The organism is Limnoglobus roseus (assembly GCF_008254045.1).
Lineage (GTDB): Bacteria > Planctomycetota > Planctomycetia > Gemmatales > Gemmataceae > Limnoglobus > Limnoglobus roseus.
Genome location: NZ_CP042425.1, coordinates 985,088 through 996,845 on the forward strand (window position 1 = coordinate 985,088; position 11,758 = coordinate 996,845).

Below are 11,758 nucleotides of genomic sequence, written 5' to 3' on the forward strand. Positions count from 1 at the left end.
GCGCGGGGGCGAACGAGATGGGAATGGTGGGGCAACCGGGCCGGCGTTACTTTGGGAATGCCGGCGGGGGCAGAAACGGGGAGGCCGGCGGGTTCGCGAAGTCGGCCGGCCGCGCGACGGTCCAGACCGTCGTGGACCCGGTCACATCGTACTTCGAATTTTTCGCGATCGCCTCCAGCACCGTGAGGAGCGATCTCGCCTCCGGGGGTAACTGCGCGTCGAGTTGCTTCTTGACCTCGGGCAGGGCAAGTGACAGGAGGGCCATGCCGTTCTGGAGGGCGTCCCGGATTTTCCCCGCCGCGTCCGCGTCCTTCGCCCGGAAGGTTCCGCGGAGGAAGGTTGCGTCACTCAAATTGATCGCAACGTGGGCCGTGTCGAGGCCCTTCGCCGCCGTCCAGAATTGCTCGGCCGCGGGCGGGATGCCGTTGTCCACGCCACCGTAAACCTCTTCCAACGCGGTCAACAGCGGCTTCATCGCCAGGACGATCACCACGTCTTGGTTCCGATCGACCTTACCCAGTTCCGCGGCCAACTCGCCCCCTTGCGCGGCGTCTTCGATGGCCATCGTCATCGCGCTTTCGGGGCCGAACGCGACGTTGCGATCATCGAAGGCCGTGGCGAACATCATCTCCTTGTTGACGAACTCCCCCTTCCCCTTCAGGCCGTCCTTCCCGGCCAGGATCGCGTTTGTCGCCTCGACGTTGCCGAACACCACCTTTTGGAGATCGACGGGCGGCGAACCAGGCACCGTCGTCGCGAAGAAGATCGGCAAAACCTGCTTGCCCTCCCTCGTGCCGGGGTGGATGACCATCGTCCCGCGGCTGAACTGCTCCAGGTCGATCTGCTTGTTCTCCCGGACGTTCGCGATTCCCGTTTCGACCGGCACACCGAGGGCGGTCAGGTTCGCCTTGAGCCGGGCCGCATCGACGGTCACGGCCAGGAAGCACGCGGCGGGCGTGTGCCGAACCTCGACGGGCATCCGCGCGCGATTGGGCCGGACGAGCGGCGGCGATTTCTTGGGCGGCTCTATCGGTTTCGCTTCCGGCTCCGGGACGGGCTTCACCGGCTCAAACGGCGTGACGGGCGGGGCGGGGGACGTGACCGGCGGCACGCCGAAGTCCGGCTCGGGGGACTTCGAAGGCGACGGCACGTCGTCTGGCTTTGCCTCCTCGCCGGGAGGGATGACGACCGGGGCCGACGACGGTTTTGGCGGGGTCGCGGCGGGTTTCTTCGCCTGGATGTATTCGAGCGAGACGTACCCGGCCGTACCGAGGGCCGCGCAGATGAGCAGAAGGAGCAGAACGCGGGCCAGTGAAAACTGCTTCCGCGCTTTCTGCGGCCGCGCCGGCGTCGCGACGGGCCGCCGCGGTCGCGCCACCGGCCGCGGGTCCGTCTCGTTAAATGGCGGCGTCTCCTGGGCCGCGCGGCTCGGCCGGGCGACCGGGACGGCGATCTTCCGGGCCACCGGGGTGACGACCGGGGGCAAGACGTTGGCCGAGTCGGGAACGTCCTCGTCGTCGTCCAGCACGATGATGTTCCGCGTGATCGGAACGCCGCCGGCGGCCTGCGGGTAGCCGGGCCGCTTCGCCGGGTCGAGCGAAGACTTCTGCTTCAAGAACGGTACGAGCGCCTGGGCCGCCTCGGCCGGCGTTTGAAACCGCGCCCGCGGGTCTTTCTTCAGCATCCGCTCGACGACCGCCGCCAACTCCGGGGTCACGTCGGACCGCAACTTCCGCAGGGGCGTGTCCGGCTCCTCGGTGATGAGCCGGATGAGGATGTCGTTGTAGTTCTTCCCGGTGATCGGCGGGCGGGCGGCGAGGAGGAAGTAGAGCGTGGCCCCGAGGCTGTAGATGTCGGCCCGGATGTCCGCGGCCGCGGCGTCGCGGGCTTGTTCCGGGGCCATGAACAGCGGCGTGCCGAGGCTCGCGCCGGTCGCCGTGAGGTTGCCGTCCGTGAGGTTCTCCCGGCTGAGTTTCGCCAGCCCGAAGTCGACGATCTTCACGAACGTCTTCTTGTTCTGCGTCGTGCAGATGACGTTGCTCGGCTTGATGTCGCGGTGGACGAGGCCGCGCTCGAAGGCGTGTTGAAGCCCGGACGCGATCTGGTAGCCGAAGGTGCTGGCCCGGCGAACGGACAACGCCCCCGACCGGGTGACCAGGTCCCAGAGGTTCTCGCCGGGCACGTACTCCATCGCCATCATGATCGACCGGCCGACTTCCTGGGCCGAGTACGCGACGACGATGTTCTGGTGCAGCAACTGCCCGGCCGCCTGGATTTCCCGCAGGAACCGCTTCCGCAGAACGGGGTCGTTCACGAACGCGGCGCTCACGACCTTCAACACTTCCAGGCGGTTCATCAGGCGGTTCTTCGCCAGATAAACGACGCCCATCCCGCCCTTGTTCAGTTCGCGGATATCGACGTAGGCCGAGTTCCCGACGAGTTCTGGTGGGATGTTACCCGGCGGATTCATGATCGCACCTGCTCTCGGCCCGAACAGGAAATGACTCGCACTATTGTAATCCGATTCCCGAACCGTGTGCAATGCCCATGCGACATTCGGGGTGAAGGTGTCGGCCTTTCGGGAACTGGGAGTGGGAGTGAAGATGCGTGGGCGTTTCGGCAGCACGCCAGGCTTTTCCTTCTCGACGACCTGTCAAGTGATCGGCTCGATGTACGTGCGGTCGGCCGTCTCCGGGTCGGTCACGATCGTGGCCGGGTTCGAGTTCACCAGCACGACCTCGTAGCCCTCCTCGCGGAGGGCCTTGCAGGCTTGCGTGCCGGAATAGTCGAACTCACAGGCTTGACCGATGATGATGGGACCGGAACCGATGAGCAGGATCTTCTTGATGTCGGTGCGCTTGGGCATTGGTATCCAGAGCGTCGTGGGTGCGGCGAAAACGTCGGCCTCGCGGCGCAAACTCCCATTCGCTTAGTGAGACGACGGCAATCTCCAAGATGAGGGGGCCGGGGCTTGTTCTTTCGCCAGGGCGTCGAGCTTGGCTTGCCAGCGGGTGGCCTCCGCGAGGTCCGGCCGCGCGAACCCGTAGCCAAATTTCAGGTTGCCAATCAGGCAGCGAAGGCCGAGATCGTCCCCAAGTTCGGCGGCCTTTCGATACCAGACGTTCGCGGCCGCCACGTCCTCGGCCACGCCGATGCCGTCTTGCAAGCACATGCCGAGGCCGGTCATCGCGGAGGCCTGTCCGAGTTCGGCCGCCCGGCGGTACCACGCGACGGCCGCCTTCTCATCCATCGCCACGCCGCGACCGGCTTCCAGGCACACAGCGAGGTAGAACATGGCGAACGGTTGCCCGAGCTCGGCCGCCTGGCGGTACCAAGCCACCGCCGCCGCCTCGTCCTTGACCCCACCCTTGCCGACGGCCAAGCACACGCCGAGGTAGATCATGCCGTCCGCGTTCCCGAGTTCGGCCGCCCGTCGGTACCACGCCACCGCTTCCTTCTCGTTCTTTACTCCACCCGTGCCGAGCCGCAGGCGGCACACGCCGAGGTTGATCATCGCCTTCGCGTGTTCCAACTCGGCCGCGTGTCGGTACCACGCCATCGCCTCCATCTCGTCCTTCGCCACGCCCCGGCCGTTCTCCAGGCACAGGGCCAGGCTAAACATGGCATAAGACTGTCCGCGTTCGGCCGCCTGGCGGTACCAAGCCACCGCCGCCGCCTCGTTCTTCCCCATGCCCCGGCCGTCCTCGAGGCAGCGGCCGTACAGCAGCATGGCCATCGGCTCGCCGTCCTCCGCCAACCGCTTCCAGGCCGCAGCGCGTTGCGGGCCGTACTGCTCGAAGAACGACGAACTCGTCCCCGTGGTGTCGAGCACCTCCGTGTACTGGTACCAGTCACGATGGAGTTCCTCCGTTCGAAGGTCGAGGTCTGGCTTCTTCGTTTCCTCGCTGGGCGGGAACGTCGAGAAGGCCGGAGAACTTTGCGGGTAGGTCGGGAGCGTCGAGTCGTCCGAAACGATCTTCTTGCGGGCGAACGGGAGCAGCACGGCCGCGACCTCGGCCGCATCCTGGAAGCGCGCCGCCGGGTTCTTCTGGAGCAACTTTGCGACTGCGTCCGCGACGTCGGGCGGCACATCGGGTCGCAACGTCCGGATCGCCACGGGTTCCTCGGTGGCCAGGCGAATAACTTGGTCGTACTCGTTGTCCCCGACGATCGGAGGACGGCCGGCGAGCAGGAAGTAAAGGGTCGCCCCGAGGCTGTACAGGTCGGCCCGGCCGTCCACGCCGGCGGCGTTGCGGGCTTGCTCGGGGGCCATGAACGTCGGGGTACCGAGGCCAGCACCGGACTGGGTGAGGCCGTGTCCCGTCAGTTGTCCCGGGCCGGCCTTCGCCAGCCCGAAGTCGATGATCTTCACCAGCTTCTTCCGGTCCCGTTCCGTGGCGATGATGTTCCCCGGCTTGATGTCGCGGTGGACCAATCCCCGATCGTGGGCGTGTTGCAAGCCGACCGCGACTTGGCAGGCGAACGCGCACGCCTTCTGCACCGTCAGTAGCCCGGCCCGCCGCACCAGTTCCGCGAGGTTCTCGCCCGGTACGTACTCCATCGCCATCACGAGCCTGTCCGACAGCGGAAACGCCGAGAAGACCATCGCCACGTGCGGGTGGTGCAACTTCGCCGCGATCTGCACTTCCCGCAGGAACCGTTGCCGGACACGCTCGTCCTTCGCGTACGAACTGTTCAGGACTTTCAGCACCTCCGGTCGATCCAGGAAGCGATTGCGGGCAAGGTAGACGACGCCCATGCCGCCGCGGCCGAGGAAGCGAACGTCGGCATACGAGGGATGGTTCGCCAACTCCGTAGGAACTTCTTCCGGTGGATTCATCGAAAGCTCTCGCTCCCGGTCAGAATGTTGATCGGTTCGCACCATTGTAATGGAACTCCCGAATCGCGAACAATTGGCCACGTCGCATCCGGGGCGCCGGGTTTCGTTCGGAACCCCTCGGTTTCGATTCGCGACAGCTTCCGTTGACAGATTCGTACGAGCGGTTATAACCCGCCTTCCGCTTGGAATGGTTCGTGCAGTTGGGGCGGCACCCGGACATGGCCGACGACACAACGCCGGTGCAGGCGCTCAAGGACGGCATCCGCCGGTTCGCCAACGTGCGAGGCTGGGAGCCGTACCACACGCCGAAGAACCTCGTGATGGCCTTGGCCAGCGAGGTCGGCGAACTGTGCGACGTGTTCCGCTGGCTGACCGCCGACGAGAGCGTGGCGGCCGCGAACGATCCCGCCTTACGGGAGGCCGTTGCCGACGAACTCGCGGACGTGGCGAACATCGTGTTCCTTCTGAGCGACCACACCGGGATCGACCTCGGCGACGCGATTGCGGCGAAGATGCGGAAGAACGAAATCAAGTACCCGCCGCCGGCGGGGGCCGAGATAGGGACCTGATTCGCGGGGGCGAAGCGGGTCGGGTTCGATTCACACGAAGACCGGGTGGAGGGGGCTGCCGTGCGTATCCGAAAGTTCTGGGTTGCTCTGCCGACGTTGGCAGTCGGAGCCCTCGGCTCCACGACCATGACCAGTTGGCTCGGCGCACAAGAGCCGGGGCAGTACGGATACTACCCGTCGAAGGTGTCGCCCTCGCAGCCCGGCCTCGTGCCCGGTACGGCGGCCCCGGCTCCGGTGCCCGCGACGACCGGCGCGCCAACGGTTAACGGCCAGCCGGTGAACTGGGCACCCCCGAAGCCGAAGCTCACGTCGCCGGTCACCGCCGGGCCAACCCCCGACATGGTGCAAGTGCCCGTGCGGCAGGTGTCCGGCACCCGCCCCGATGCTTCCGCCGTCCGGCAGGCCGGCGGGTCCGAACCGATCGCCATCTCGCCGCCCAAATTGGCCGCGGACCCGATCATCGCCACGCCGATCGTGACGCCGCCACTGACCGTGCTCCCGACGGCCGTGCCCGCACCCGGTCCCGTCGGCTCGCCACTCCCGCCGCCCAAGCTTTCAGTCGAAAGCTCGCTGCCCGACATCAAGCCCGAACCGCGGCCGCTGACGTTCACCCCGCCCGCTGCGGCCGGCCCGACGATGCTGAAGCCGCCGCCCGCACCGCCGGCCCTCTCAACGGCCCCCGTACCCGCGACGCTGCCGGCCGTGCCGACGACACTGGCAGGGGCGGCCAACCCGGCCCCGACCAGTTTCCCGATCGCCGGCCTCGCGACCCGCAGTACGCCGAGCGTGGTGCTCGAAGAAGTCGCCCCCGAATCAGTCAGCGTGAACCAACCGCTGACGTATGAACTCGTCGTCCGCAACACCGGCAGCACGGCCGTGGCGAACGTCCGCGTCGAGGACGAACCGTCGGCCGGGGCGAAGTACATGTCCAGTGAGCCCGCCGCCGAGCAAGCCGCCGGCAAGCTCGTGTGGCAACTCGGGACGCTCGACGCCGGGGCGGAAAAGCGGATCAAGGTTACGATCAAGCCGGCCGATGAAGGGGAAGTCCGCAGCCGCGCCGTCCTCAGCTTCTCGGCCGCCACCGAAGCCCGCGTCAAGGTCACGCGGCCAAAGATCAACCTCGCGATGTCCGCCGTTGAAGCCAGCCGCGTCGGCGACGAGATCGCCTTCACCATCCGCGTGTCGAACACCGGGAGTGGGGCGGCCAGCAAGATGCAACTCCAGGCCAACCTGAGCGACGGCCTGAACCACGCCCAGGGCAGCGTGATCGAAACGGACCTCGCGAACCTGCCGGCCGGCGAGTCGCGGACGCTCACGCTCCGCACCCTGGCGACGAAGTCCGGCTCGCAAACCTGCTCGCTCTCGGTGGTCGCCGACGGCAACCCGGCCGAGACCTCGAAGGCGACCGTCGCCGTGGTCGAGCCGATGCTGAGTGCGAAAGTCACCGGCCCGGGGAAGTGCCTCGTGCGGTCGGAACCGGAGTTCAAGATCGAACTGTCGAACCCCGGTTCGGCCGCGACGGAGCCGGTACAAGCCTGGGCGAGCATTCCCGAGGGCTTCGAGTTCGTCTCCGCGACCGACTCGGGCACGTTCAACGGGACGAACCGCACCGTGGCCTGGAAGCTCAGCAACCTCGCCGTCGGCGGCAAGAAGGAAGTGGCGATCAAGCTCCGGGCCACGGGCATCGTGGACGGCAGCGTGAAGGTGCAAGCCCAGGCGTCGTCGGCGGAAGTGCCGGAAACCGGCGTCACCCCGGCGTCGGCCCGCGTGGCCCGCACGATCGAGGCGAAGGCCGAGGGGGCGATCAAGGCCGAGGGCGTGGCCGCCCTGCGGTTCGAGGTTCTCGACGTGGAAGACCCCGTCGAGGTCGGCAAGGAAGCCGTCTACGAAATCAAGGTGGTGAACCAGGGGACGGCCCCGTGCACCAACGTGCAGGTCATCGCCACCCTGGCGGACGGCACGAGTGCGACCGGCGCGAACGGCCCGACGCAGGCCCGCGGCCAGGGCCAGCAAGTGACGTTCGACGCCCTCGCGACCCTGGAGACCAAGAAGGAAGCCGTCTTCAAGGTGAAGGTCAAGGGCGGCACCGCCGGCGACCAGCGGTTCCGCGTGCAGTTGGTGTGCGATCAGATCAAGACGCCGATCGCGAAGGAAGAGAGCACGCGGTTCTACAAGGACTGAGTTCCGAGTGAACGCGGGGCCGAAACATGGACGAGCTCTTGTTCCTCGGCGAACAGCACCCGGTTTCCGGGCGGCGAGGGACGTTCGAAGACGACGGGAATTCCGCCTGGTTGTACCTGACCGAAGCGCGAACGGATCGCGTGATTGCCGATGCCTGGGTCTACAACCGCGTTCCGCCACCGTCGTTGTCGCAAGTCGCATCCTACCGGCCCGCGCCGCCACCAGCGGCCGAGGGGTATGCGAGTGCCGACGCCCTGTGTGCCGAACCGACCGCTTACGAGTGGTCGTTGCAATGGTCGGCCGACGGGGAGTCCGTCGCGGTACTGCGGGACGGCGTTGCGTTGGGGCTGATCGCCCGCGGCGGACGGCCGGGGTTCAGCCGGTTGCTCGTGAAGGCCGGGCCGTGGGGCCAACCGTGGGACGAGGAACGGTTTCGCTCCGTGATGGGCGAACAAGAACACTGATCGAAATTCTTCCCGCCGGTTTGGGGAAACCGGCGGGGAGGTGTGGCGTGGGTATTCGGAACAGACTGCCGGGCGGTTAACACCGGCCGGTTGGGGGAGGTGTCTGTTTATGGGCGCAGGACGTGCTTTGACGAAGGAAGCCGGGAAGCTTCACATCCGTTGGATGATCCGACGTGACATGGCGGAGGTTCTGAAGGCGGAGGTCGCCAGTTTCGAGTATGCGTGGACGGAGGACGACTTCCTCCGCTGCCTCCGTCAGCGGAACTGCATCGGCATGGTGGCCGAGGTGAACGACCGCATCGTCGGGTTCATGATTTACGAGTTGCACAAGAGTAAGCTGCACATTCTGAATTTCGCGGTCGCCCCGAACGTCCGGCGGACGGGCATCGGGCGGCTCATGGTGAAGAAACTCATCGGCAAACTTTCGACCCATCGCCGGTCGAAGATTACCCTGGCCGTCCGCGAACGGAACCTCGCGGCCCAACTGTTCTTCCGCAACCAGGACTTCAAGGCCGTTCGCGTCCTCCGTGACTACTACGAGGACAGCGGCGAGGACGCCTTCTTGATGGAATTCCGCGTCGAGGAGGAAGAAGAACAGTACGACGTGCCGGTGAACCGGATCGCGCAGTTCGAAGAAAACTGACTTGGTGAAGGGGTAGTACGGTGAAGGGGTGAAAAGACCCGGTCTTTTCACCCCTTCACCGTACTACCCCTTCACCCCTTCTTCCCGAGGGGTCGCCCATGACCGCAACCCAGAAACGCCATCGCCGGTGGGTGCTGACGGGCACGTTCCTCGTCAGCCTGACCGTTAGTTCCGCGATCTGCGGCGTGTACCGTTCCGCCCACGCCGACCCGGCCGCGCGGACGGTACCGGTCGTGATGCTACCGTCCGCCCAGTCCGCCGTCATGCCGGCGATGGTGCCGGTCCGCGTCTTGGGCGTTCCGAGTTCGGCTCCGATTCCGGAACCAAGTCTGACCCCGCCGCCCGACGACCGCCTGTTGGTGCAAGCCCCGGAACTGCTGCCGCTGCCGTTGCCGCTTCCCGAGAAGGCCCCGCCGCCGCGGTCGATCCCGCTGTCCGTGGCCCCACCCGAGGTGAAGTTGGTCCCGCCAGCGGTGCCGGTGCCGTTGGCCCAGCCCGACACGAAGCCGGTCCCGCCAACGGTGCCGTTGACCGTGCCCGACGTGAAGCCGATCGAAAACCCGATGCCCGTCGTCCCAACTCCCGCCCTGCCGGCGTTTCCGGCCCCATTGGCCTTGCCGCTCGTGCCGCCGCTTACCCAGCCCCTCCAATCGGAAAAGCCGGCCGATTCGGTGAAGCTGCCGCCGGCCGTGCAACCTGAATTTCGCTTGCAGCCGCCCGAGTCGCGTCATAATGTCAAATCGGCGGAACCGTCGAACTCGAAAGACACACTGCCCCTTCCGGTCTCGGTGCCGCCCGCGCTGCCAACGCCGCAAACGACACCCGGAGACCCACCCATGATGCCTATGTCCTTCCGCCGCACCGCCCTGTCCGCGCTCGTGGGCACCGCCCTCGTCACCGGCACGATGTTCGCCGACAACGACCCGCCGAAGGGCGACCCGACCGCGACCAAGAAAGACCTCGATCAAACGAACCAACGGATCGCCGACCTAAAGAAAGAACTGGCCGACTTGAAGACGACGGACCTGGTCGATCTCAAGCAGCAACTGACCGCCATCAAGGCGAAGGATCTGGCCGACTTCCAGAAGGACGTGGCCGCGCTTCGCACGAAGGACTTGGCCGACCTCAAGAAGGACGTGGAGGCCCTCCGCAAGACCGATCTCGCGGACATGAAGAAAGACGTAGAGGCCCTTCGCAAGACGGACCTCGCCGACATCAAGAAAGACCTCGAATCGCTGAAAGACATCAAGAAAGACCTTGAGTCGCTGAAGGACTTCAAGAAGCGGACGGTGGACGCTCTCGAAGGCACGGCCGACCGCGGCGCGGGCGGCGACGGCCTCATCAAGAAGATCACTGCCCTCGACGACAAGCTGACGGCCTTGAACAAGCAGCTCGAAAGCCTGGACAAGAAGCTGGAATCGACCCGCACGGCCCTCGCGTCGCCGGTCGCGAAGGAACCGGAGAAGGAAAAGCCGAAGGTCGGCAGCGTGAAGCTCGTGAACATGTACGCGACCGACGTGGAGATCGTCGTCAACGGCAAGGGCTACCGCGTCGCCCCGAACGAGTCGAAGACCTTGACCCTCGCCGTCGGCTCGTTCACGTACCAACTGCTGACCGGCGGCGGTGCGGAGAAGACCCGCTCGCTCAAGGACGGCGAAGAAGTGACCTTGATGGTGAACAACTAACACCCGGCCTCAAACCTCTGTAAGCCCGGCCGCGACAACGGCCGGGCTTCGTGCTATCCCATGATCGTCACCATCGACGGCTACGCGGGGTCCGGCAAGTCGGCCGTTGCGAAGGAACTCGCGGCCCGCCTCGGCTTCTCGCTGCTCAACACCGGGGCCATGTACCGGGCCGTCGGCTTCGCCCTGCACCGCGCCGGCATCGACGCCTTCGCCGGGGTGCGGGACGCCGAGCGAATCACAGACCTGCTGGCCGACTTCACGTTCGCGATGCCCGGTCACCGCATCCTGCTGAACGGCGAAGACCTGACGGCCGTCCTCTTCACCGAGGCGATGGGCCGGGCGGCGAGTAAAGTCGCCACCTTCCCGGAAGTGCGGGCGAAGTTGAAGGCCGAGCAGCGCCGCATCGTGGACGACGGCGACTACATCTGCGAGGGCCGCGACCAGGGCACGGCCGTCTTCCCGGACGCGCCGGCGAAGTTCTTCCTACGGGCCAGTGCCGAGGTGCGGGCCGAGCGCCGCGTGGCCCAACTCCTTCAGAACGGTCAGCCCGCCGACTACAAGACGATCCTCGTCGACATCCGCTTCCGCGACCGCCAGGATGAGACGCGGTCCATCGACCCCCTGGCCAAAGCGGGCGACGCGGTCGAAATTGACACTTCACACCTGACCCTCGCCGAAGTGGTGCAACGCCTGTGGGACGTGGTGCAGCAACGCCGTTCGACGGCTTCGCCGGCCGGCTGATTTACGACCTCCATTACTGGAGCGTCTTCTGGACGCTCACCCTCGGCTGGAGCTACCGCGGTTCCGGCCGTCGTCACTTCCCGCGCACCGGCCCGGCGCTGGTCCTCGCGAACCACCAGTCGTTCCTCGACCCGATCTTCGTCTCGCTCGCCGCGGGCCGACCGCTGTCGTTCCTCGCCCGCAGTTCGCTTTTCCGCGGCGGGAAGTTCGACCGCCTCATCCGCCGGTACGGGGCCGTGCCGATCGACCGCGGCTTCGGCAAGGAGGGCATCCGCACCGTCATCGGCAAGCTGAACGAGGGCCGGGCGGTGCTGGTCTTCCCCGAAGGGGAGCGGACCCGCACCGGCGACCTTCAGCCGTTGAAGGCGGGCGTGTCGCTGTTGATCGACCGCGTGCGAGTGCCGATCGTGCCAGTCGGCATCGCCGGGGCGTTCGACGCCTGGCCGCGCGGGCACAAGTTGCCGACCGCCGCCCCGCTGGTAATGCCGCGCAACGGCAAGGGCATCGCCGTCCACGTGGGGGAACCGATCCCACCAGCCCGCTACGAGCGATTGCCGCGGGAAGAGATGCTCGCCGATCTTGAGCGCGAACTGCGGGCGGCGAAGGACGCGGCCGAGCGGTTACGGCGGAAGTAG

Annotated in this window: 9 protein-coding genes and 1 pseudogene; 7 read left to right on the forward strand and 3 right to left on the reverse strand. The window is 66.6% G+C overall.

The window, feature by feature from the left end:
- Positions 1–46: 46 nt before the first annotated feature.
- The 3 genes and pseudogenes from PX52LOC_RS03925 to PX52LOC_RS03935 form a co-directional block, all read right to left on the reverse strand.
- Positions 47–2,470: a serine/threonine protein kinase gene (locus PX52LOC_RS03925; RefSeq protein WP_149108863.1), complete on the reverse strand. Its 2,424-nt coding sequence runs from the start codon at positions 2,468–2,470 to the stop codon at positions 47–49.
- Positions 2,471–2,656: 186 nt separating this feature from the next.
- Positions 2,657–2,866 (reverse strand): annotated as a pseudogene (locus tag PX52LOC_RS03930) (carbamoyl phosphate synthase preATP-grasp domain-containing protein); the annotation flags it as partial.
- A gap of 63 nt (positions 2,867–2,929) precedes the next feature.
- On the reverse strand, positions 2,930–4,840 hold the full coding sequence (locus PX52LOC_RS03935) for a serine/threonine-protein kinase (RefSeq protein WP_168218791.1): 1,911 nt from the start codon (positions 4,838–4,840) through the stop codon (positions 2,930–2,932).
- 218 nt (positions 4,841–5,058) lie between these two features.
- Between PX52LOC_RS03935 and PX52LOC_RS03940 the strand changes: the two genes are divergently transcribed.
- The 7 genes from PX52LOC_RS03940 to PX52LOC_RS03970 all read left to right on the forward strand — a co-directional run bounded on the left by PX52LOC_RS03940 (position 5,059) and on the right by PX52LOC_RS03970 (position 11,758).
- Positions 5,059–5,409 (forward strand): nucleotide pyrophosphohydrolase, encoded by a 351-nt coding sequence (locus tag PX52LOC_RS03940; protein WP_149108865.1) that lies wholly within the window; start codon positions 5,059–5,061, stop codon positions 5,407–5,409.
- Positions 5,410–5,469: 60 nt separating this feature from the next.
- Positions 5,470–7,590 (forward strand): CARDB domain-containing protein, encoded by a 2,121-nt coding sequence (locus PX52LOC_RS03945; protein WP_149108866.1) that lies wholly within the window; start codon positions 5,470–5,472, stop codon positions 7,588–7,590.
- 26 nt (positions 7,591–7,616) lie between these two features.
- Positions 7,617–8,054 (forward strand): hypothetical protein, encoded by a 438-nt coding sequence (locus tag PX52LOC_RS03950; protein ID WP_149108867.1) that lies wholly within the window; start codon positions 7,617–7,619, stop codon positions 8,052–8,054.
- A 178-nt stretch (positions 8,055–8,232) separates the two neighbouring features.
- Positions 8,233–8,697, forward strand: a complete 465-nt coding sequence (gene rimI, locus PX52LOC_RS03955) for a ribosomal protein S18-alanine N-acetyltransferase (protein ID WP_246173647.1) — start codon at positions 8,233–8,235, stop codon at positions 8,695–8,697.
- 98 nt (positions 8,698–8,795) lie between these two features.
- Positions 8,796–10,382 (forward strand): hypothetical protein, encoded by a 1,587-nt coding sequence (locus PX52LOC_RS03960; RefSeq protein WP_149108868.1) that lies wholly within the window; start codon positions 8,796–8,798, stop codon positions 10,380–10,382.
- 60 nt (positions 10,383–10,442) lie between these two features.
- Entirely contained in the window at positions 10,443–11,123 is a 681-nt protein-coding gene (gene cmk / locus PX52LOC_RS03965; protein WP_149108869.1) for a (d)CMP kinase, read from the forward strand.
- The gene (locus tag PX52LOC_RS03970; RefSeq protein WP_149108870.1) at positions 11,075–11,758 is read left to right on the forward strand and encodes a lysophospholipid acyltransferase family protein; all 684 of its coding nucleotides are present in this window, start codon (positions 11,075–11,077) and stop codon (positions 11,756–11,758) included. The genes cmk and PX52LOC_RS03970 overlap by 49 nt, the downstream gene beginning before the upstream one ends.

Bases quoted from the DNA above. Each gene is read 5' to 3' on its own strand.
- rimI (WP_246173647.1), top strand. From the start codon at position 8,233: ATGGCGGAGGTTCTGAAGGCGGAGGTCGCCAGTTTCGAGTATGCGTGG.
- PX52LOC_RS03960 (WP_149108868.1), top strand. From the start codon at position 8,796: ATGACCGCAACCCAGAAACGCCATCGCCGGTGGGTGCTGACGGGCACG.
- PX52LOC_RS03925 (WP_149108863.1), bottom strand. From the start codon at position 2,470: ATGAATCCGCCGGGTAACATCCCACCAGAACTCGTCGGGAACTCGGCC.
- PX52LOC_RS03935 (WP_168218791.1), bottom strand. From the start codon at position 4,840: ATGAATCCACCGGAAGAAGTTCCTACGGAGTTGGCGAACCATCCCTCG.
- cmk (WP_149108869.1), top strand. From the start codon at position 10,443: ATGATCGTCACCATCGACGGCTACGCGGGGTCCGGCAAGTCGGCCGTT.
- PX52LOC_RS03940 (WP_149108865.1), top strand. From the start codon at position 5,059: ATGGCCGACGACACAACGCCGGTGCAGGCGCTCAAGGACGGCATCCGC.
- PX52LOC_RS03950 (WP_149108867.1), top strand. From the start codon at position 7,617: ATGGACGAGCTCTTGTTCCTCGGCGAACAGCACCCGGTTTCCGGGCGG.